The 19,509-nt window shown below is 31.5% G+C and carries 26 protein-coding genes, 1 pseudogene and 1 riboswitch; of the genes and pseudogenes, 10 read left to right on the top strand and 17 right to left on the bottom strand.

What is annotated here, in order from left to right; all coding sequences use genetic code 11:
• Window positions 1-221: 221 nt before the first annotated feature.
• The 5 genes from sufB to sufC form a co-directional block, all read right to left on the bottom strand.
• Window positions 222-1,619 carry a Fe-S cluster assembly protein SufB gene (gene sufB / locus BB045_RS00005; protein ID WP_011276300.1) on the bottom strand — a complete coding sequence of 466 codons (1,398 nt, stop codon included), beginning with the start codon at window positions 1,617-1,619 and terminating at the stop codon, window positions 222-224.
• A gap of 179 nt (window positions 1,620-1,798) precedes the next feature.
• Entirely contained in the window at window positions 1,799-2,260 is a 462-nt protein-coding gene (gene sufU / locus BB045_RS00010) for a Fe-S cluster assembly sulfur transfer protein SufU (RefSeq protein ID WP_070581519.1), read from the bottom strand.
• The gene (locus BB045_RS00015; RefSeq protein ID WP_176744748.1) at window positions 2,250-3,500 is read right to left on the bottom strand and encodes a cysteine desulfurase; all 1,251 of its coding nucleotides are present in this window, start codon (window positions 3,498-3,500) and stop codon (window positions 2,250-2,252) included. The genes sufU and BB045_RS00015 overlap by 11 nt, the downstream gene beginning before the upstream one ends.
• A 40-nt stretch (window positions 3,501-3,540) precedes the next feature.
• Window positions 3,541-4,848: a Fe-S cluster assembly protein SufD gene (gene sufD / locus BB045_RS00020; protein WP_037548923.1), complete on the bottom strand. Its 1,308-nt coding sequence runs from the start codon at window positions 4,846-4,848 to the stop codon at window positions 3,541-3,543.
• A gap of 177 nt (window positions 4,849-5,025) precedes the next feature.
• A complete protein-coding gene (sufC, locus tag BB045_RS00025; RefSeq protein WP_011276304.1) occupies window positions 5,026-5,787 on the bottom strand; it encodes a Fe-S cluster assembly ATPase SufC in 762 nt (253 codons plus the stop codon).
• A gap of 354 nt (window positions 5,788-6,141) precedes the next feature.
• Between sufC and popT the strand changes: the two genes are divergently transcribed.
• Window positions 6,142-6,993 (top strand): polyprenyl-phosphate transporter PopT, encoded by an 852-nt coding sequence (gene popT, locus BB045_RS00030; RefSeq protein WP_053024275.1) that lies wholly within the window; start codon window positions 6,142-6,144, stop codon window positions 6,991-6,993.
• Window positions 6,994-7,136: 143 nt separating this feature from the next.
• Here the strand turns inward: popT and BB045_RS00035 are convergent, their stop codons facing one another.
• Window positions 7,137-7,331 carry a CsbD family protein gene (locus BB045_RS00035; RefSeq protein WP_011276307.1) on the bottom strand — a complete coding sequence of 65 codons (195 nt, stop codon included), beginning with the start codon at window positions 7,329-7,331 and terminating at the stop codon, window positions 7,137-7,139.
• A gap of 168 nt (window positions 7,332-7,499) precedes the next feature.
• Here BB045_RS00035 and BB045_RS12075 point away from each other — a divergent pair, with 168 nt between their 5' ends.
• Window positions 7,500-7,664: a hypothetical protein gene (locus BB045_RS12075; RefSeq protein ID WP_178377497.1), complete on the top strand. Its 165-nt coding sequence runs from the start codon at window positions 7,500-7,502 to the stop codon at window positions 7,662-7,664.
• A 47-nt stretch (window positions 7,665-7,711) separates the two neighbouring features.
• On the opposite strand, the gene BB045_RS00040 is transcribed toward BB045_RS12075, so the two are convergent.
• From BB045_RS00040 to BB045_RS00070, 7 genes are all read right to left on the bottom strand, one after another.
• A complete protein-coding gene (locus tag BB045_RS00040; RefSeq protein WP_075140367.1) occupies window positions 7,712-8,527 on the bottom strand; it encodes a MetQ/NlpA family ABC transporter substrate-binding protein in 816 nt (271 codons plus the stop codon).
• Window positions 8,528-8,547: 20 nt separating this feature from the next.
• Window positions 8,548-9,243, bottom strand: a complete 696-nt coding sequence (locus BB045_RS00045; protein WP_011276310.1) for a methionine ABC transporter permease — start codon at window positions 9,241-9,243, stop codon at window positions 8,548-8,550.
• On the bottom strand, window positions 9,236-10,261 hold the full coding sequence (locus tag BB045_RS00050; protein ID WP_070581522.1) for a methionine ABC transporter ATP-binding protein: 1,026 nt from the start codon (window positions 10,259-10,261) through the stop codon (window positions 9,236-9,238). The genes BB045_RS00045 and BB045_RS00050 overlap by 8 nt, the downstream gene beginning before the upstream one ends.
• Before the next feature lie 84 nt (window positions 10,262-10,345).
• Window positions 10,346-10,451: riboswitch (SAM riboswitch) on the bottom strand.
• A gap of 57 nt (window positions 10,452-10,508) precedes the next feature.
• Complete coding sequence (locus tag BB045_RS00055; protein WP_011276313.1) at window positions 10,509-10,805, bottom strand: thioredoxin family protein; 297 nt, start codon at window positions 10,803-10,805, stop codon at window positions 10,509-10,511.
• Window positions 10,798-11,184 (bottom strand): toprim domain-containing protein, encoded by a 387-nt coding sequence (locus tag BB045_RS00060; RefSeq protein WP_037537242.1) that lies wholly within the window; start codon window positions 11,182-11,184, stop codon window positions 10,798-10,800. Before BB045_RS00060 ends, BB045_RS00055 begins: the two co-directional genes overlap by 8 nt.
• Before the next feature lie 191 nt (window positions 11,185-11,375).
• Window positions 11,376-11,756 carry a glycine cleavage system protein GcvH gene (gcvH, locus tag BB045_RS00065; protein WP_011276315.1) on the bottom strand — a complete coding sequence of 127 codons (381 nt, stop codon included), beginning with the start codon at window positions 11,754-11,756 and terminating at the stop codon, window positions 11,376-11,378.
• Between the two features lie 115 nt (window positions 11,757-11,871).
• Window positions 11,872-12,225 carry an arsenate reductase family protein gene (locus tag BB045_RS00070; protein ID WP_011276316.1) on the bottom strand — a complete coding sequence of 118 codons (354 nt, stop codon included), beginning with the start codon at window positions 12,223-12,225 and terminating at the stop codon, window positions 11,872-11,874.
• A gap of 141 nt (window positions 12,226-12,366) precedes the next feature.
• Between BB045_RS00070 and BB045_RS00075 the strand changes: the two genes are divergently transcribed.
• Window positions 12,367-12,690, top strand: a complete 324-nt coding sequence (locus BB045_RS00075; protein WP_011276317.1) for a thioredoxin family protein — start codon at window positions 12,367-12,369, stop codon at window positions 12,688-12,690.
• 170 nt (window positions 12,691-12,860) lie between these two features.
• Here BB045_RS00075 and BB045_RS00080 read toward each other — a convergent pair whose 3' ends face one another.
• Both BB045_RS00080 and aroD read right to left on the bottom strand, forming a co-directional pair.
• Complete coding sequence (locus tag BB045_RS00080; RefSeq protein WP_070581524.1) at window positions 12,861-13,400, bottom strand: nitroreductase family protein; 540 nt, start codon at window positions 13,398-13,400, stop codon at window positions 12,861-12,863.
• Between the two features lie 70 nt (window positions 13,401-13,470).
• Complete coding sequence (aroD, locus tag BB045_RS00085; protein ID WP_070861056.1) at window positions 13,471-14,196, bottom strand: type I 3-dehydroquinate dehydratase; 726 nt, start codon at window positions 14,194-14,196, stop codon at window positions 13,471-13,473.
• 162 nt (window positions 14,197-14,358) lie between these two features.
• Between aroD and BB045_RS00090 the strand changes: the two genes are divergently transcribed.
• The 3 genes and pseudogenes from BB045_RS00090 (at window position 14,359) to BB045_RS00100 (ending at window position 16,296) form a co-directional block, all read left to right on the top strand.
• A complete protein-coding gene (locus BB045_RS00090) occupies window positions 14,359-14,781 on the top strand; it encodes an organic hydroperoxide resistance protein (protein WP_016931015.1) in 423 nt (140 codons plus the stop codon).
• 276 nt (window positions 14,782-15,057) lie between these two features.
• The gene (locus BB045_RS00095) at window positions 15,058-15,549 is read left to right on the top strand and encodes a GNAT family N-acetyltransferase (RefSeq protein ID WP_070839152.1); all 492 of its coding nucleotides are present in this window, start codon (window positions 15,058-15,060) and stop codon (window positions 15,547-15,549) included.
• A gap of 130 nt (window positions 15,550-15,679) precedes the next feature.
• Window positions 15,680-16,296: pseudogene (locus BB045_RS00100) on the top strand (LysE/ArgO family amino acid transporter).
• Window positions 16,297-16,482: 186 nt separating this feature from the next.
• On the opposite strand, the gene BB045_RS00105 reads toward BB045_RS00100, so the two are convergent.
• Window positions 16,483-17,091 carry a histidine phosphatase family protein gene (locus BB045_RS00105; protein WP_070581527.1) on the bottom strand — a complete coding sequence of 203 codons (609 nt, stop codon included), beginning with the start codon at window positions 17,089-17,091 and terminating at the stop codon, window positions 16,483-16,485.
• A 227-nt stretch (window positions 17,092-17,318) separates the two neighbouring features.
• On the opposite strand from BB045_RS00105, the gene BB045_RS00110 reads away from it, so the two are divergent.
• Window positions 17,319-17,561, top strand: coding sequence for a hypothetical protein (locus BB045_RS00110; protein ID WP_011276324.1), 243 nt, complete (start codon window positions 17,319-17,321; stop codon window positions 17,559-17,561).
• On the opposite strand, the gene BB045_RS00115 is transcribed toward BB045_RS00110, so the two are convergent.
• Complete coding sequence (locus BB045_RS00115) at window positions 17,553-17,756, bottom strand: sterile alpha motif-like domain-containing protein (protein ID WP_070441713.1); 204 nt, start codon at window positions 17,754-17,756, stop codon at window positions 17,553-17,555. The two genes, BB045_RS00110 and BB045_RS00115, sit on opposite strands and share 9 nt — an antisense overlap.
• A 550-nt stretch (window positions 17,757-18,306) precedes the next feature.
• Between BB045_RS00115 and tsaA the strand changes: the two genes are divergently transcribed.
• From tsaA to lnsA, 3 genes are all read left to right on the top strand, one after another.
• Window positions 18,307-18,564 carry a type II toxin-antitoxin system antitoxin TsaA gene (gene tsaA, locus BB045_RS12245; protein ID WP_070441716.1) on the top strand — a complete coding sequence of 86 codons (258 nt, stop codon included), beginning with the start codon at window positions 18,307-18,309 and terminating at the stop codon, window positions 18,562-18,564.
• A 22-nt stretch (window positions 18,565-18,586) separates the two neighbouring features.
• Complete coding sequence (gene tsaT, locus BB045_RS00125) at window positions 18,587-18,775, top strand: type II toxin-antitoxin system toxin TsaT (protein ID WP_011276326.1); 189 nt, start codon at window positions 18,587-18,589, stop codon at window positions 18,773-18,775.
• Between the two features lie 141 nt (window positions 18,776-18,916).
• The gene (gene lnsA, locus BB045_RS00130; RefSeq protein WP_370591732.1) at window positions 18,917-19,474 is read left to right on the top strand and encodes a lipoprotein N-acylation protein LnsA; all 558 of its coding nucleotides are present in this window, start codon (window positions 18,917-18,919) and stop codon (window positions 19,472-19,474) included.
• The last annotated feature ends 35 nt before the right edge of the window (window positions 19,475-19,509 follow it).

Here is a 19,509-nt window from a genome sequence, read left to right on the forward strand (position 1 = left end):
CACTTCATCTGAAAAATTTAGATTTTTATCTTTAATTCTTAATGTATTTAATATAGACTTACACATAGGCGCATTACCTTTCTTTTTTATTTTGTTTGGTAGCTAATAATTATAGAGGTAATTGCGCCATTTTTGTATTCAAACATAAAAATTGGACTGATGATTTTTAGTCATCAGTCCAATTTATTATAGAGCCGAAAAAGTTGGTGATATAGGTTAAATTAACCGATAGAGCCTTCCATTTCGAATTTAATTAAACGGTTCATTTCTACTGCATATTCCATTGGTAATTCTTTAGTGAATGGTTCAATAAAGCCCATAACGATCATTTCTGTCGCTTCTTCTTCTGAAATACCACGGCTCATTAAGTAGAATAATTGTTCTTCTGATACTTTAGAAACTTTCGCTTCATGTTCTAATGAAATATTGTCATTGAATACTTCATTATAAGGAATAGTATCTGAAGTAGATTCGTTATCTAAAATTAAAGTATCACATTCAATATTAGAACGTGCACCTTTCGCTTTACGTCCGAAGTGAACGATACCACGATAGATAACTTTACCACCATTTTTAGAAATAGATTTAGATACGATTGTTGAAGATGTGTTTGGTGCTTTATGAATCATTTTAGCACCAGCATCTTGTACTTGACCTTTACCAGCAAAGGCGATAGATAATGTACTACCTTTCGCACCTTCACCTAAAAGAACACAGTTTGGATATTTCATCGTTAACTTAGAACCTAAGTTGCCGTCAACCCATTCCATGTTACCATTCTCATGAACAAACGTACGTTTTGTAACTAAGTTATAAACGTTGTTAGCCCAGTTTTGAATTGTAGTATAACGTACGTGTGCATCTTTATGAACGATGATTTCAACTACTGCTGAGTGTAATGAACTTGTTGTATAAACAGGTGCAGTACAACCTTCAACGTAGTTTACTGAAGCACCTTCATCAGCAATAATTAATGTACGTTCGAATTGACCCATGTTCTCAGAGTTAATACGGAAGTATGCTTGTAATGGTGTATCTAATTTAACATTCTTAGGTACATAGATGAATGAACCACCTGACCATACTGCTGAGTTTAATGCTGCGAATTTGTTATCAGCTGCTGGAACAACAGAAGCAAAGTATTCTTTAAATAGTTCTTCGTTTTCACGTAAAGCACTATCAGTATCTTTAAAGATGATACCTTTTTCTTCTAATTCTTTTTCCATATTATGATATACAACTTCTGATTCATATTGAGCAGAAACACCTGCTAAATATTTTTGTTCAGCTTCTGGAATACCTAATTTATCAAATGTACGTTTAATTTCTTCAGGCACCTCGTCCCATGAACGTTGAGTATGCTCTGAAGGTTTAACGTAGTATGTGATGTCATCAAAGTTTAATTCTGATAAATCGCCACCCCATTGAGGCATTGGCATTTTGTAGAATAATTTTAAAGCTTTTAATCTGAAGTCGAGCATCCATTCAGGCTCTTCCTTCATTTTTGAAATTTCTCTAACGATATTTTCTGTTAAACCACGTTCTGATCTGAAAATGGAAACATCCTCATCGTGGAAACCATATTTATAATCTCCAACATCAGGTGCTTTTTTAGCCATTTCAATCACTCCTTAAATATATTTAAAACGACGTGCGTGAGATTTTTAATATTCATTATTGTCTATTGCCATTGTAACAATATGCAACCTTCATAAAAAGTCAAAAGTGTAAAAAGTTAAAGTTGGACTTTAGAAATTGCTATCTATCATCACTATAAAGTTTCACATACGACTAAAGTTTACTCTTCTGTCGTCCCTTCTGCTTTACCTTCCTTTTCAACTGTTCCTTTTTCAAGTGCTTTCCAGGCTAATGTTGCACACTTGATGCGTGCTGGGAATTGAGATACACCTTGTAGTGCTTCAATATCTCCCATTTCTTCAGTGATTACATAGTCTTCACCAAGCATCATCTTAGTAAATTCTTGACTCATTTGCATTGCTTCACCTAGAGAATGACCTTTTACAGCTTCAGTCATCATAGATGCACTAGACATCGAAATAGAACAACCTTCTCCTTCGAATTTAGCATCATTAATAATGCCATTTTCAATATCAAACGTTAATCTGATACGATCACCACAAGTAGGATTGTTCATGTCTACAGTCATTGAGCCATTGTCCAAAACGCCTTTATTTCTAGGATTCTTATAATGATCCATAATTACAGATCGATAAAGTTGATCTAAATTATTAAAATTCATAAGAGAAAAACTCCTTCGTTTGTTTCAATGCTTCAACAAGTTGGTCTACATCTTCTTTAGTATTGTATACATAGAAGCTTGCACGTGCAGTAGATGATACATTCAACCATTTCATTAACGGTTGTGCACAATGGTGTCCAGCTCTTACAGCAACACCTTCTGTATCTACTGCTGTAGCAACATCATGTGGATGGATATCAGCCAAATTAAATGTGATAACACCGGCACGACGTTCTTTTGGAGGACCATAAATTTCAAGTCCTTCAATAGATGACATTTGTTCATAGGCGTATTCTGTTAATGCTTTTTCATGTTCATGAATAACATCAAAGCCTAATTTCTCAATGTAGCGAATGGCTTCACCTAATCCAATTGCTTGAGCGATAATAGGTGTACCAGCTTCAAATTTAGTAGGTAAATCTGCCCATGTAGCGTCATATTTACTTACAAAGTCAATCATATCTCCACCAAATTCAACTGGTTCCATTTCTTTTAATAAATCACGTTTACCATATAACACACCGATGCCAGTAGGTCCTAACATTTTATGACCACTGAAACTGAAGAAATCAGCGTCTAAATCTTGAACGTCTATTTTCATGTGAGGTGCTGATTGTGCACCATCGACACTAATAATTGCACCATGCTCATGGGCAACTTTAGCAATTTCTTTGACATCATTAATTGTACCTAACACATTAGACACATGTGCTATTGCTACAATTTTAGTATTATCATTTATTGTCGCTTTAACATCCTCAAGTCTTAATTCACCCTCATCTGTCATTGGAATGAATTTTAATGAGGCATTTTTACGTTTAGCTAATTGTTGCCATGGAACAATATTGGCATGGTGTTCCATTTCAGTAACAACTATTTCGTCGCCTTCTTCAACATTGGCATCTCCGTAACTGCGCGCAACAATATTGATTGCTGCAGTTGTTCCTCTAGTAAAGATGACTTCTTCAAAGTATTTAGCGTTAATGAAACGTCTTACAGTCTCACGAGCACCTTCGTATCCGTCAGTAGCAAGTGAACCAAGTGTATGAACACCACGGTGTACATTTGAATTATAACGTTTATAATAATCATCCAATACGTTCAACACTTGAACAGGTGTTTGACTGGTAGCTGTAGAATCCAGGTATGCTAATCTTTTTCCATTAACTTTTTGATCTAATATTGGAAAATCTTTGATGATTTCCTCAACATTTAATGAAGTTTCGGCCACTTTTTTCACGACCTTTCTAATATTAAAAATCTCTTTTAGATTTATATGTTTATTTATTTACTTTAAGTTCAATTACTTCTCTTAATTGACGTTTAACGTCTTCAATTGGTAATTCACGCACTACAGGATCTAAGAAACCATGAATTACTAATCGTTCAGCTTCTTTTTGAGAAATACCACGACTCATTAAGTAGTAAAGTTGCTCAGGGTCAACTCGGCCAACAGACGCTGCGTGTCCTGCTTCTACATCATCTTCATCAATTAATAAGATTGGATTGGCATCGCCTCTTGCATTCTCAGAAAGCATTAAGACACGTGACTCTTGGTTAGCGATAGATTTTGTACCACCATGTTTAATATATCCAATACCATTAAATACAGATGATGCATTTTCACGCATAACACCGTGTTTTAAGATGTAACCATTAGTTTCTTTACCATATTGAACAATTTTAGATGTTAAGTTGATTTTTTGGTCACCTGTACCGACAACAACTGATTTAAGTTCACTTGTTGAACGGTCACCAATTAAATTAGTTGTATTATCAATGATTTGATTACCTTCATTCATTAGACCTAATGCCCAATTGATTGATGCATCTGCAACAGTAGTACCACGACGAATGATATGACCAGTAAATCCTTTATCTAAATAGTCAACTGAGCCATAAGTGATATTTGAATTAGCACCGGCAATAACTTCTGAAACAATATTTAATTGGTTACCTTCACCACTTGCAGTTGATAAATAGTTCTCAACATACGTTACTTCAGCGCTTTCCTCAGTAACAATGATCACGTGGTTAAAGAAACTAGCATTATCATCATCATGTAACACAACATATTGAATTGGATCTTCAACAACTACATTTTTAGGCACATAAACAAACACGCCACCATTAATTAAAGCTGTATGCAATGCAGTTAAACGATGTTCATCAACACTCACTGCATCTGTCATTAAATATTTTTGAACTAACTCCCCGTGATTAATTAAAGCTTCTGATAATCCTTCAATTATCACGCCATTTTTTTGTGCTTGATCTGATACTTGAGTATAAGCTAAAGCATTATTATGTTGAACAACTAAATTTTTAGTGTTTTCAACGTCTATAATTTTTTTAATAGCTTCTGGAAGCTCTGATAAATTACTGAAAGATTGACCTTTAACTTCATGTTGTTTAAATGAATCAAAGTCCCATTTTCTTAATTTAGTTTTATCTGGTTTTGGCATTTCTAAAGTTTCTGTTAATTTCAACGCTTTTTGACGTAACTCAGTCATCCAAGAAGGTTCATTGTGCGCTTTAGAATAATCAACAAGTTGTTCCTCAGAAATGTTTAAAGTTTCAGTTGTCATAACTCTCTTTTCCTCCTACTTGATGAAAAATTTTAGCGACTGTAGATATTTCGTATACTTAAATGATTAAGTTTATACGATGTCTAAGTCTCACATATTTAATCGTTGATATTAATGCAATGTTTCACATTAACACCATATTTCTAGTTTCATCATTTAAAATAAACGATTGCTAGATTATTCTTTAGCACCGAATTCTTCTTTAACCCATTCATAACCTTCTTCTTCAAGACGTTTAGCTAGTTCAGGACCTCCTGATTTAACTACTTTACCACCGTACATAACATGTACTTTGTCTGGTGTGATGTAGTTTAATAAACGTTGATAGTGTGTAATCATTAAAGCACCAAATTCTTCGCCACGCATTTCGTTGATACCTTTAGATACAACTTTTAATGCGTCAATGTCTAAACCTGAGTCGATTTCATCTAGGATGGCAAATTTTGGTTCTAACATCATTAATTGTAAGATTTCGTTACGTTTTTTCTCACCGCCAGAGAAACCTTCATTTAAGTAACGTTGTGCCATATCTTTATCGATATCTAAGAAATCCATTTCTTTATCTAATTTTTTGATAAATTGCATTAAGTTGATTTCTTGTCCTTCTTCACGTTTCGCGTTAATAGCTGAACGCATGAAGTCAGCATTTGTCACACCAGTAATTTCTGATGGATATTGCATTGCTAAGAACAGACCAGCTTTTGCTCTTTCATCAACTTCTAATTCTAAAATATTAACGCCATCTAGTAACACTTCACCTTGAGTTACTTCGTATGATGGATGTCCCATAATCGCTGATGATAATGTTGATTTACCAGTACCATTTGGTCCCATAATTGCATGTATTTCACCTGTATTAATAGTTAAATTAACACCTTTTAAAATTTCTTTATCTTCAATAGACACATGTAGGTCTTTAATTTCTAATGTTGATGACATTTATATTCCCTCCGTAAAATATAAAGTTTTCTTAACTAGTTTATAATAATTTTAATTTGTAGTCAAAAAGACTTTGTGTACTTTAATACACTTCATTATAACGTAAATAGACCTTAATATAAACTTATTAAAACTCTAAATTATAGTGATTATCTATCTAAAATAATTTTTATTTGATACTCAATTTTTTCTCGCAACTGATAATCAAAGGCTTATTGTTCTCAATAGAAATATTTCCGACACAAATGTTATTAATTTAGCGCGATTTTTATAAAAATTATATTTTTACAAACTGAATATTTTATAATTATTCAAAATTCTGTTATGATGCTATTTAATTGAAAGGAGACATTCATGCAAAATTTTAAATGGATAAATATATTAAAAGGGTTTGGTATGGGAACAAGCGATTTAGTTCCTGGAATAAGTGGAGGAACCATTGCCTTACTATTAGGCATATATGATGGATTCATTTCTTCAATTAGTGGCTTATTCTCAAAACGATTTTGGCCTAGTTTAAAGTTTTTACTTCCTATTTTAATAGGTATGGCTTTAGCTGTCGGTATATTAAGTAATCTAATCAATTATTTATTAGAACATCACCAAGTAATTACTATGTTCTTCTTTACCGGTTTAATTATTGGTATCATCCCTTATTTACTAAGAACTGCGAAATTTAATAAAACGTTTAAAGCAAAACATTATAGCATTATGGTAGTAGGCATTATCATTTTAGTAGTAATTACATTAATGAATTCAAGTAATCAAAGTGCTGATACATCACTAGATTTATCATTCGGTCTTATTATTAAATATTTCTTAGCTGGTGCGTGTGCTTCAAGCGCAATGTTATTACCTGGTATTTCCGGATCGTTTATGCTACTAATATTTGGTGCTTATGGAACAATTATGTTAGCCATTGCTGATTTAGTTAAATTGAATTTCGATGGCCTACCATTATTAATTGTTGTAGGATTAGGTGTATTAGCAGGGTTTTTATTATCAAGTCGTATTATTAAATACTTCTTACATCATCATTTCTATACCACATTCGCATTAATAACTGGATTCGTTATCGGCTCCATATATGCTGTATTCCCTGGTCTTCCTCAAACTGGTATTGAGTGGACACTTTCGATCATCACTTTAATCATTGGATTTGCAGCTAGTTATTGGATTGGTCAAATTACTGATGATAATGTGTAATTAATTTTAAAATATTATATAAATATTTATAATGAAACGGACCCATAAGGTTAATCTAATGGGCCCGTTTTTCTGTTAAATTAAAATTCATTTTAAATTGAAAGCGCAAGTGCTGAGCACTTACGCTTTGTGATATAGACAAATTATTTGTTATCGTTATTACCTTTTACTTTATCGATAAGGTCGTTAGCTTTATTTTTAACGTTTTCAACTGCTTCTTTGGCTTTACCAGAAGCTTTATCGTTTTGACCTTCTTTTTCTAAATCTTTATTGTCAGTTACGTTACCAACAGTTTCTTTTAAGTTACCTTTTGCTTGTTCAAATTTATCTTCAGCCATTTAAAATTCCTCCTTGATTGTCTGTATCTTTACTTAATGATTACATACCCCTATAATCTTATCATTAAACACCTTATTCATAAATTTTATATATTATAGAATATTTTCATTCTATTGAATAATTCTTATATAATGACACTGTAACAATAAAATTAAAGGGGGTATATGATGAAATTTATTAATTTTACCGCTATGACTGAAAGTGGTTTAACTAAAAAAGTAAATCGCTTTTTAGAGGAGAATCCGTATATCGAAGTTATTAAATTTGATTATACAATGGGATCTGGTAGACAAGGCATCGGTATATTGTATAAGGACAGAAAATCTTTCTAAATAATAGAAACTCCGTAATCAAAATGGTTACGGAGTTTCTTTCATTATTATTTTGCTGGTACAACTGCACCTTTATATTTGTCTTTAATGAAATCTTGGATTTCTTTAGATTGTAACACTTCAATTAAAGCTTTAATTTTTTCATCATCTTTATGTCCTTTTTGAACTGCGATTAAGTTAGCATAAGGGTTGTTATTTGGTTTTTCAATAGCAATTGAATCTTTTTGAGGGCTTAAGCCTTGATCAATCGCATAGTTAGAGTTGATGATTGCAGCATCTACATCTTCATTTTGATAGATTTTTGGAAGATATTCTGCTGATTGTTTACTGTTGAATTTAATGTCTTTTTTGTTTTCAGTGATATCTTCGAATTTAGCATCTTCGATTTTTACACCTTTTTTAATTTTAATTAATCCTTCATCAACAAAGAATTTTAAGAAACGTCCTTGTTCAGCTGGGTTATTTGATACATAAACTGTTGCACCTTTAGGAAGGTCTTTTAAACTTTTATATTTTTTAGAGTAAACAGCCATTGGTTCTAAGTGAACTTTACCTGCGTCTTCAATTTTGTATCCTTTTTCTTTACTTTCAGTTTTTAAATAAGGTACATGTTGGAAATAGTTAGCATCCAATTCACCTTTATCTAATAATTTGTTTGGCGTAGTGTAATCATTAATTGTTTTAATTTCTAAGTCATAGTCTTTCTTTTTAAGTAAAGGTTTAGCCTTTTCAAGAATTTCAGCGTGAGGTGCTGGAGATGCGCCTACAACAATTTTTTTATCTTTATCCCCACTACCATTACCACAAGCTGCTAAAACGACTGTTAATGTTAATACTAAAAATAAGCTTAAAAGTTTTTTCATTGAATCATTCCTCTTTTCTTTTAGCGTTTGTCAATTTTATTTGTAATCCAATCCCCAATAAATTGAATTATAAATACGATAATTAAAATAAATACAGTTGAAACTAAAATGACATCGTTTTGGTTACGAGTGAAACCTGTTAAGTAAGCTAAGTTACCTAAACCACCTGCACCAATTACACCTGCAATTGCAGTAGAACCAACTAATGCGATTGCTGTTACAGTAATACCTGAAACTAGTGCTGGCATTGCCTCAGGTAGTAATACTTTTCGGACAACTGTCCAAGTACTAGCTCCCATTGACCAAGCCGCTTCGATAACACCTTTATCTATTTCTTTGAAGGCAATTTCTACTAATCTTGCATAGAATGGTGCTGCACCAATAACTAGAGCTGGTAAGGCACCAGTTGGACCACTTATTGTTCCAAGGATCACACTTGTAAATGGAATTAATAACAAGATTAAAATGATAAATGGAATCGCTCGGAATAAGTTAACAATAAATGAAACGATGCTATAAAAGACTCTAGCACCTTTAGAATTACTCTTAGCTGATAAGAATAATAATACTCCTAAAATCAATCCAAAAATAAATGCGAAAATAGTTGAAACTACAGTCATATATAATGTTTCATAAATGGCTTGCCATACTTCAGGCCATTGGACGTTAGGCATTGTAATCATCTCTTTAAAAATATCACCATAAGATTTATCCATGCTTAACCACCTCCACATTTACATGTTGCTGATGTAAATCTTCTTTAAATGTCTCAAACTCTGTTTCAGCAATATGTGGAATATGAACCACCAAGAACCCGACAGAACCACCACGGGTATTTTTTATGTTTGCTTCAAGAATATTTATATCAATGTTATGCGTTTTACTTATGTAAGATACAACTGGTTCAGTCGTATTACCACCATTGAAATTAAGTCTAACAATGTATGCATCTGAATCTAATGGTTCTAGATGTTTGATTGATTCTTCAAAATCATCATCCAAATCATCTTTCACAAATCGTCTTGTAACTTCATGTTGTGGATTTTCAAATACTTGCGTTACTTTACCTTGCTCAATTACACGTCCACTTTCCATAACGGCTACTTCATCACAAACACGTCTGATAACATGCATTTCATGAGTGATAATCACGATTGTAAGGTTTTCACGTTCTTTAATTTTTAGCAGTAGGTCTAAAATCTCATCTGTTGTTTGTGGATCTAATGCGCTTGTAGCTTCGTCACATAAGAGGACGTCAGGTTCATTAGCCAAAGCTCTTGCAATACCCACACGTTGTTTCTGCCCACCTGATAATTCTGATGGATAAGCATTTTCTCTGCCATTTAAACCAACAAGGTTAATTAATTCTTTCGCCCTTTCATTTGCTTTGGTTTTAGAATACCCTGCAATTTCTAGTGGGAACGTGATATTTCGAAGTACTGTTCGTGACCATAATAAATTAAAGTGTTGGAATACCATACTTACTTTTTGTCGTTTTCTTCTTAATTCTGCTTTTGAAAGTTTGTTAATATTATCGCCATCTATAATAATATCGCCAGAAGTAGGTTCTTCTAAATTATTGAACATTCTGATTAACGTACTTTTACCAGCACCAGAGAATCCGATAACTCCGAAAATAGAGCCCGTTTCTATATTTAAGTTAACGTTATCAACTGCTAGTACATCTTTATCTTTAGTGTGATAACGTTTTACAACTTGATTTAACTCAATCACGTTTAGTGCCTCCTTAAAAATCATTATGTAATTAAAAAATGCTTTCTCACTTTAGCAAAGTTGAGAAAGCATTGATTCATCTTTCTCTCATCTTCTAAAGTAATCAACTTTATGTGAATTGGCACCATTTCTATAACTAGACGGTTGCCGGGCTTCATAGGGCACATCCCTCCACCTCTCTTGATAAGAATTTTCGCACTATTTAATTAATTTATATCCTACCATTGCACTATAATTTCGTCAATAATTATTTTAACTTTTCTAACAAATAAGGAACAGATTGAAAAGCATAGATTCTATCTATTTCTATATCTTTATTCATTACTATTAGAACAGGAACTGACATAATTTTGTTACGCTCACTATATTTAGGATGGTAATTCAAATCGATTTTTTTAACGGGTAATTGTAGTATTTCATTCGCAATATCTAGCATTCGCTCTGACATTTTACAAGTACCACACATCGGTGTGTATCCAAAAATTAAATGTTTTTCTTTATTAAAATTCTCACAAATATCTTCTATTTCTACAGATTTACTCATGCATGATTACTAACCTTTCAGTCGTTAAATTAGGAATTAGACGTTTCTCTTTACGAACTGTAAAACCATGTTTACTCAATACATGCGCAAGATAATTCTTTGGGCATCTAGCTACCTCACAAAATGTTTTATCCACATAGATATGTTCACATTCGCTAAGATGACGTTTAAACCATTTTCTTATCTTTTCACCTTCATCATCTGAGTCTGCTAGAACAAAGACTTGCTTATCATATAATGTTTCAATCATGTCATCTAATTTATCAATACTCATTGTACCATGCGTACAAATAATATTTATAGGTTCAGCGATGACTTGTTGTACTCTCTTCTTATCAGATTTGCCTTCAACAATAATAACTTTATTTAAAATTGCCATGATAATCCACCTTCTAAGTCGATAATAAACAATCAGTTACTTTTTCACAGAACGCTAATAGATTAAACATTATTTACGATTACTTAACATTTTATATCAACAAAGTATAAATTTTAAAATTTGTTGATTAATATTTACAAAAAATAGGCAAAATAAAAACTCCATGACCGCAATCAAGGAGTTTAAATTAATTATTCACCAATCATTTCTTTGTATTGATCAGCTGATAATAAATCATCTAATTGGCTTTCATCGCTAAGTTCAACTTTAACCATCCATGCTTTCTCATATGGTGATTCGTTAACAAACTCAGGACTATCTTCTAATTCTTCATTTGATTCAACAACTTTACCAGATACTGGCGCATATAATTCAGAAACAGTTTTAACTGATTCTACACTACCAAAAGTATCCCCTTCGTTGATTTCGTCATCAACTTCTGGTAATTCAACGAATACGATATCACCTAATTCACCTTGTGCGTATTCAGTAATACCAATTGTTACTGTGTTGCCTTCAACTTTTACCCATTCATGTTCTTTAGAATATTTTAATTCGCTCGGTACTGCCACGAGAATCCCCTCCTAAAATTAATTACAATTTAATGATGCCATACCGTAAGTTTTCATTCAACTATTAAAACAAAAAGTTACAATAATTTATATAATTAGAATTTGTAATTTTAAACTATAACCAAATTTCTTTGTATTGATCTTCTTTAAATCCTAATGTGATATTATCTCCAGCAATAGCTAATGGTCGTTTAACTAACATGCCATCTGAAGCTAATAAATTTAATTTTTCATCAGTTGATAAATCTTTTAATTTATCTTTTAACCCTAGTTCTTTATATTTAGCACCATGGGTATTAAATAATTTATTAACCTCTACACCTGTTTTATCGATAATTTCTTCAAACTCTTTTTTAGTTGGTGTGTGTTGTACAATATCAATTGGTTCGTAACTTACGCCATGTGTATCTAAAAATTTTGCGGCTTTTTTACAAGTTGTGCAATTTGAATATTGATAAAATTTAATCATTCAGATGTAACCTCCTATTCTGTCTTAATTTAAATATATCAGATAATCTATGTAAACGCTCTATATTTTAAGCTTAATTTTTCAATTAAAGGAAATTATTCGTTATAATACATTTAGTAATTATCTAAAGGAGCGTTTATTATGCAAAGTATTAATACAACTGATGCGTTTAAATCAACAATTGAAAGCGACAAACCAGTTATCGTAAAATTTGAAGCTGGTTGGTGTCCTGATTGTAAATCTATGGACATGTGGATTGATCCAATCGTCGAAAAATATAATGACTATGATTGGTATACTGTTAACCGTGATGAACTCGAAGATGTAGCTGCAGATAATGATGTAATGGGTATTCCTAGCTTATTAGTATTTGAAAATGGCAATAAACTTGCGCATTTACACTCTGCTAATGCTAAATCACCTGAACAAGTAGAATCATTCTTATCAGAAACATTTAATAAATAGGATATAGAATAGTTATCTAATTTGAAAAATTAATTTGATGATACTATTCTGGCATAGATGACTAGAACTGAATAAAGTTTGTTATAGATGCTTTCTCAGTTCTGTTAGCTATGCCCGTGTAATAATAAAGACGGTTGAGACATTTATTTGTCCAGCCGTCTTTATTAATTCTAGTATTTTGAAATTAAATGTTTGTTTTTACGCAGTGCTTTTGGTGGCACTTCTTCTAAATCTGTTAGGTAAAGGAAACCTGCAATGACTTCATCTCCATGAACGCCAAATACCTTACGAACTTTTGGTTCAAAAATGTATGGTGGTGTCTTCCAACATGTACCAATTCCTTGTTCATGTAATAGCAGCATTAAGTTTTGAGCATACGCACCCATTGCAAAAAAGTTTTCACGATTTTGTCGTTGTCTTGGGTCAGTTTTAAGTACTAACACTAACATACCACCAAGATTAGTCACATTATTATAATGATCTTCTTGTTTCTCAGGATGATTTGGAAATGCAAAATGCGTTACATCTCTGCTCATTTCACCTAATCTATCTTTGGCTATATGGATAATTCTCCATGGTTCTCGCATGCCATGGTTTGGAGCATCTGCAGCTTTTTCAATCGCTTGATAAAGCTTATCATCATCTATTGTCATATCATGTTTGAATTTCTTTATACTTCTTCTTGAAGCAATTGCCTCTTGTAATTCCACAATTATCGCTCCTTATTGTTGATAACTCTTCTCAATTATAAAACCTTTACCTCTTAATTTCAAATGTATTTTAATGATTACTATAAAATAATAGTTGTTGTTTTAAAGTTTTAACATGTATTTGTCCAGGCGCTTGGGGCTCACCTAAACATCCATAGGATACAGTGCCTCCAAACACACCTTGAGCTGTTCTACTAACTAAGCCAACACTAGACATAGAAATACCAATCACCTTAGCATCAAGAGTGTCGGCACTTGTTGCTACCGCTTCAAGCAATGTAGCTACGTCTTCTTTGTCTTGTGGCATGACAGCTATTTTGACATAATCAGGGTTTAATTGATTCATTTTATAATATGTGAATTTTAAAATATCTATATCAGGTGTTTCTTGAAAATTATGATAAGATACAACAACTTGTTTATTATATCGATGTGCTAGATCAATTAAATCACGATGCGTGAAAACATCAAGATCACTATCCCATTCAATATCGATCATTTGGCAATGATGATTTTTAATAATTTCTTTTAATAATGTCATGTATGCTTCATATGTCATTTCACCTTTACCGCCTTGTGAGACCGTGCGATACGTTACCAAGACGTTAGCGTTTATATTTAATTCTTGTAGTTGTTCTAAATTGGATTTAAGCAATTCAAGATGTCGACTTTCCCATTGGTCAATTCGTAATTCGATTATATCAATATCATTACTATATTCTTTGATATTATTTATTGTTAATGTATCCAGTAATTGATTGGGAGCAACTGTGGCAGCCACTTCAACATTCGTCATAATGATCCCTTCTTCCTCAATTTAACTTGTATTTATTTTAAACTATTGGCCGTCTCTCTCCAACCTTGAGTAACTTACTTTTCAATAAAATTAATATTCAATGATTTAAAATTATGTAAATGGGTAAATAATAAATGCATACAAATTTAGGAGGTAATAATAATGGCAGTTCAATATGAAACAAAAGCTACTAACGTTGGTGGACGTAAAGGACATGTAAACACTGACGATAATGCAATAAACGTAGATGTATTACCACCACAACAAGCGGACGGAAACGCAACTAACCCTGAGCAATTATTTGCTGCTGGTTACGCTTCATGTTTCAATGGTGCGTTCGATCTTATTTTAAAACAAAATAAAGTACGTGACGCTGAACCAGAAGTTACTTTAACTGTTCGCCTTGAAGACGATCCTGATGCGGAAAGCCCAAAATTAAGCGTAGCGATTGATGCTAAAGTTAAAAATGTATTGTCTCAAGAAGACGCTGAAAAATATTTACAAGATGCACACGAATTCTGCCCATATTCTAAAGCAACTCGTGGTAACATCGATGTTGATTTAAATGTTCAAGTAGTAGATTAAATTTATATATAAAATAAATATGTGATTATTTTTAATCATATACTAATTATTAGACACAAAAATCTTTTCACGGATTTTTGTGTTTTCTTTTTTTGTGAATTTTTTAAATTTAAGTTATTCTATAAATACAGTAAATAATTAACTTTATAAAACATTTATACATATTAAAACTCAAATAGTTTTTTATAAAATCATTTATATACCAAGTTTTTTGATTTTAACCTATTATATATATAAGTAAGAAACATTAAACTATGACAGTTATGGGAGGACATGATGACTAATATTCGTATACTAAATCAAAATGATTTAGACCATTATACTCAACTCTTATTCAGCAACACGCACACTTATTCGTGGGACAAAGCCTATTTAGAAAATCTTTCAAACGATGATCTTAAACAAATGCTATCCGATGAAGATGAATTTTGTAATATTATCGGTGCTTTTAAAGATGATAAACTCGTAGCATGTGTTACTTTGCGTCAATTAAAGCAAGTTGGAAGTTCGCACAAAGCTATGATAGAGAATTTATTTTTACTTGATAAAAAAGATGAAAGTACGATTTTAAATTTAATGCAATTTGCTATAGATCACGCTAAATCTCGCAATATTGAAAAATTGATGACTTGCGTAACTTCTAATAACATTAGTGGCAAAATCTTTTTCTCATCTATAGGATTTGAAACTTTGGGTCTCGAATCGAAGTCTTCAAAAATTGGTGACGAATATTTCGATGTTCATTGGCTGTTGTATGATATCGTTTAATCCCCTATTTTAACTATACTATTAAAAATTTTTCTCCAGACATTTAATTTATAGCCACTATAATAATTGATATATTCTAAATTTTCAGATTTTGTAAAATTTAAAAATACTTAAGTCTAAGGGGATAAAATTGTTACAAGCTATTTTTCATGGAGTATTGTTAGCTATAGGCTTAATACTACCATTAGGCGCTCAAAACATATTTGTTTTTGACCAAGGCGCTAACCAAACGAAATTTAGGCGTGCACTTCCTGCTGTTATTACAGCTGGTTTATGTGATTCTTTACTCATCATACTAGCAGTGGTTGGCGTGTCCCTTATACTTATGTCATTTCCAATACTTCAAATGATTGTTTACATAATAGGATTAGTATTTCTACTTTATATGGCGTGGGCATTGTGGCATGAACAAAGTAGTGATATTGATTTGCAGGTGGCATCTCACCTGCAAATCAAATAAGCTTCGCACTTTCTGTTTCATCACTTAATCCTCATGCAATTATGGATACCATTGGCGTAATAGGTACAAGCGCTTCTGCCTATGGTGGTTCAGAAAAGGTAGCCTTCACTGTTGCGACAATTAGCGTTTCATGGCTATGGTTTATCTTTCTATCTATTGCTGGTCGTACTGTAGGTCATTTTGATAAATCAGATCATCTATTGATCTTACTAAATAAAATTTCAAGTATTATTATCTTAATTGTTGCATTAATGATACTTCAAAAAATTTATCAACTCATATTTTAAAGGTGATTTTCTAAACATTAGTAGCAGGCTAGAACTTAAAATAACTTATCATAAGTGTTTTTGGTTCTAGCCATTTATGTTTTGAAGATTTAAACAGCAAAAAACCTCTACAAGTAATTGATCTTGTAGAGAATGTTGAGTTAATATTTTATTTTTTTACTTGTGTCTATTTATATTTGCTATATTTTAATTTTCATGTTTAGTAATTTCTCCGTTTTCTGGATCAATTTTTTCAATAAACTGAAATTCATTATTTCTATATTCAAATTTTAGAATATGACAATTGCCAATAAAGTAATTAATTGCATCTGTATCTCCAATAACTTTTCTTAAAAATACGTCAATCGTAGTTCCATGACTTACAACTAAATTCGAATCACTATCTGATGTACGCATTATTTCAGTTAATGTACCTATAAAACGTTCTTCTACTTCATTTTTAGACTCTCCGTCAAACACTACTAAACGATCCCCAAAAGCATCTGTAATATCATAATTTGCATTTAATAAATCATTACTTTCGCCTTCTAAAATACCAAAATGCCATTCTTTGAGTCCCTTTAAACGGTTATAGTCTTGGTTTGGTGCGACGCATTCCAATGTATCACATGCGCGTTCAGAGCTCGATGAATATAAATTTCCAAATGAAATATTATGTTCGTTAAAATATTGACCAGCTTGTTTGGCTTGAGAGGTTCCTAAACTTGTTAAAGGAGAGTCACTTGCCCCCTGCACCTTACCTCGTAAATTAAACATTGTTTGTCCATGTCTCATTAAATAAAGTGTTTTTAACATTGTATACACCTCAAACTTAGTTTTTGTTTCAAATTACTGACATTAATTGAACGCTTTTATTTGTTATTAACCGTTCCTAAGTACAATTGTATTTTCGAGTAATAGTATACATTAATTTTTTAATTTTCAAAAACAAGAACATAGAAAAAATTTATAAAGTGGTTTGAGTCCCGTCATGGTGGGTATAAAATATTATAAGATTCACAATTCTAAAAGGAGTGTCTTTCATGAGCGACCATAATCAATATAATTATGTTAATCCAAATAAGCTCTCGTTAGATTGGGAATGTTTAATCATAAGTAAAACAGATATGTTATTAGATGGTGTTCCAAAAGAATTAATTAATTCTTGGATGGACAGAAATATTATTGAGCCTTTTTCAATAAAAGATAATGAAATTAACTTTAAAACTAAAGATGTGTGGAATGCGCTAAACACCCAAAATTGGTATTACGCTCACTCAAATTAATTTATATAGACTTATTGCTCTATTAGTACTTTCAATAAGTTGATGATCGACGTAGTTAGACATAACATACGATCTAATAGCTTTGTTATTTCGTTCATGTTTTGGAAACTCACAGTCGTTTTCAATATATTGAGCTAAACTTCCTAGAGGTGTATCATCGTTTATAAACCCAATTACAAAATCATAGAATGTCATAGTTCCCCTCCTCAGTTTAATTAATCTCTCTTAAAATATTTCATTATTAATATTGTCTAAACATATAAGATAACTCAACTTTAATATGTAATTAGCAACTTTTGCTTGTTTCTAGTATATAACTCATTGCATTAAATATACTGTTTAAGATTATTAAATCATTTACCCAATAATTAATCACTAAATTTGTTATTTATTAAGATGGTAACTTGTCGTAATTGTTACAATATGGTGAAGAAATCGAAGTTCATTTGTTTAGTTACGTAGCTTCATGCAAAAATGAAAATAAATATTAAAACATTCATCAAAAGTTATAAGGGATGTTGTGTCAGCCGCTTCATTAAGTCGGTTGGCATTTTTGTATATAAAGAAGATTAAATATAAGTTTGATATTTATTATTGCTCACTTTTACAATATTAGCAACTAAATTTTTGACAAATTCTAATATTAAGATAAAAACATACAATTACTTTGATTAACTCATTTTACCGGTATACAATAAATGATATGATTATGTAAAGTTTTACTATTTAATAAGAGGTGACACCCATGAATAATAATAAAATTTTTTGGATAAATATTTTTATTACGCTATTATTTTTGGGTTTCAATATCATTGTTACTTACAATGCAGACTTAGATGATTTCTTCTGGCTAATTCCAGGACTTACAATTAGTGGTATTACAATTGTACTAAGCTTAAGTACTGCGCTCATTTGCAAGAACCTGGTTAGCGAAGTTATTTTTCTAATCAATATTGCTATGCTTTTATACTACATTTATCCTATAGTATATACATTTTTTTAATATAAATTTAGGAGGCTTACACATGAGTTTGCATTTAACTATATTGTTATGGCTTGGTATCATTTTTGTAATAGCAGCCTCAATTATATTGGGCTTATTACTTAAATCTAAAAAAGAAGAACGTAAAGAATCATATTTAGGTTTTACCGTAATATTTTATATTTTTGGATTTGCTTTACTCATCTACGTATTCATATTTGGTATATTATAGCGTAGAATTAAAGAACAAAATGACACTGTTATTTTTGTTCTTTTTTATTTATATCTATATGTAATATTCATTAATAACTCATCAAATATGATTTGTTAATTTCTAAGGAGTATCAAAGTGAAATATTCAATTTCTCCATTTATAAAAATATTATTTGTTACACTGATAATTCTTATAACTTTTCCAACACATTTATTAGCTTATACGAGTAACTCTAATCCACTCTCACCAACTGAAGATGATTTTGATTTACAGCCAGGTGATATTATACTTACTAAGGGCCCAGTTTTATATGGTTTCTTTGGTCATTCTAGTATCGCACTTGATCACGATACCGTTTTACAAATAGAAGGCCCTGGGGACAAACCTATTACAGAGTCGTTCCATTCTTTCAAACAACGATTTGGTGAAGGCAAAGATGATTGGATTAAAATCTATCGTTGTTCTATGCCTGGAGCTGGAGAGAGAGCCGCTAAATGGGCTGAAGAACACTATAAAGATACAGATAAGACATATCTAGTCACTTTAAATCTTAAAAGTGAAAGATTTACATACTGTACTAAGATTATTTATCAAGCTTATAAATATGGCGTAAGTAAAAATTCAATTAACGAACATGGCTTACTCATCATTTCTCCATACGCGCTTGTAGATAATTTCACGAAAGATTATCAACTCAAATTAGTTAAACAATACTAAATATCCATAGTAAAAAGAGTAGCTTTGAAATAGTT

It is taken from the genome of Staphylococcus sp. MB377, from assembly GCF_001922505.1.
Classification (GTDB): domain Bacteria; phylum Bacillota; class Bacilli; order Staphylococcales; family Staphylococcaceae; genus Staphylococcus; species Staphylococcus haemolyticus.

Excerpts from the sequence above, each read along its gene's own strand:
- BB045_RS00095 (WP_070839152.1), top strand. The coding sequence starts at position 15,058 with ATGACTAATATTCGTATACTAAATCAAAATGATTTAGACCATTATACT.
- BB045_RS00090 (WP_016931015.1), top strand. The coding sequence starts at position 14,359 with ATGGCAGTTCAATATGAAACAAAAGCTACTAACGTTGGTGGACGTAAA.
- BB045_RS00035 (WP_011276307.1), bottom strand. The coding sequence starts at position 7,331 with ATGGCTGAAGATAAATTTGAACAAGCAAAAGGTAACTTAAAAGAAACT.
- tsaA (WP_070441716.1), top strand. The coding sequence starts at position 18,307 with ATGAATAATAATAAAATTTTTTGGATAAATATTTTTATTACGCTATTA.
- BB045_RS00040 (WP_075140367.1), bottom strand. The coding sequence starts at position 8,527 with ATGAAAAAACTTTTAAGCTTATTTTTAGTATTAACATTAACAGTCGTT.
- BB045_RS12075 (WP_178377497.1), top strand. The coding sequence starts at position 7,500 with ATGAAATTTATTAATTTTACCGCTATGACTGAAAGTGGTTTAACTAAA.
- BB045_RS00075 (WP_011276317.1), top strand. The coding sequence starts at position 12,367 with ATGCAAAGTATTAATACAACTGATGCGTTTAAATCAACAATTGAAAGC.
- sufB (WP_011276300.1), bottom strand. The coding sequence starts at position 1,619 with ATGGCTAAAAAAGCACCTGATGTTGGAGATTATAAATATGGTTTCCAC.
- BB045_RS00045 (WP_011276310.1), bottom strand. The coding sequence starts at position 9,243 with ATGGATAAATCTTATGGTGATATTTTTAAAGAGATGATTACAATGCCT.
- BB045_RS00105 (WP_070581527.1), bottom strand. The coding sequence starts at position 17,091 with ATGTTAAAAACACTTTATTTAATGAGACATGGACAAACAATGTTTAAT.
- aroD (WP_070861056.1), bottom strand. The coding sequence starts at position 14,196 with ATGACGAATGTTGAAGTGGCTGCCACAGTTGCTCCCAATCAATTACTG.
- BB045_RS00070 (WP_011276316.1), bottom strand. The coding sequence starts at position 12,225 with ATGATTAAATTTTATCAATATTCAAATTGCACAACTTGTAAAAAAGCC.
- sufD (WP_037548923.1), bottom strand. The coding sequence starts at position 4,848 with ATGACAACTGAAACTTTAAACATTTCTGAGGAACAACTTGTTGATTAT.
- tsaT (WP_011276326.1), top strand. The coding sequence starts at position 18,587 with ATGAGTTTGCATTTAACTATATTGTTATGGCTTGGTATCATTTTTGTA.
- popT (WP_053024275.1), top strand. The coding sequence starts at position 6,142 with ATGCAAAATTTTAAATGGATAAATATATTAAAAGGGTTTGGTATGGGA.
- sufU (WP_070581519.1), bottom strand. The coding sequence starts at position 2,260 with ATGAATTTTAATAATTTAGATCAACTTTATCGATCTGTAATTATGGAT.
- BB045_RS00110 (WP_011276324.1), top strand. The coding sequence starts at position 17,319 with ATGAGCGACCATAATCAATATAATTATGTTAATCCAAATAAGCTCTCG.
- BB045_RS00115 (WP_070441713.1), bottom strand. The coding sequence starts at position 17,756 with ATGACATTCTATGATTTTGTAATTGGGTTTATAAACGATGATACACCT.
- sufC (WP_011276304.1), bottom strand. The coding sequence starts at position 5,787 with ATGTCATCAACATTAGAAATTAAAGACCTACATGTGTCTATTGAAGAT.
- BB045_RS00055 (WP_011276313.1), bottom strand. The coding sequence starts at position 10,805 with ATGAGTAAATCTGTAGAAATAGAAGATATTTGTGAGAATTTTAATAAA.
- BB045_RS00060 (WP_037537242.1), bottom strand. The coding sequence starts at position 11,184 with ATGGCAATTTTAAATAAAGTTATTATTGTTGAAGGCAAATCTGATAAG.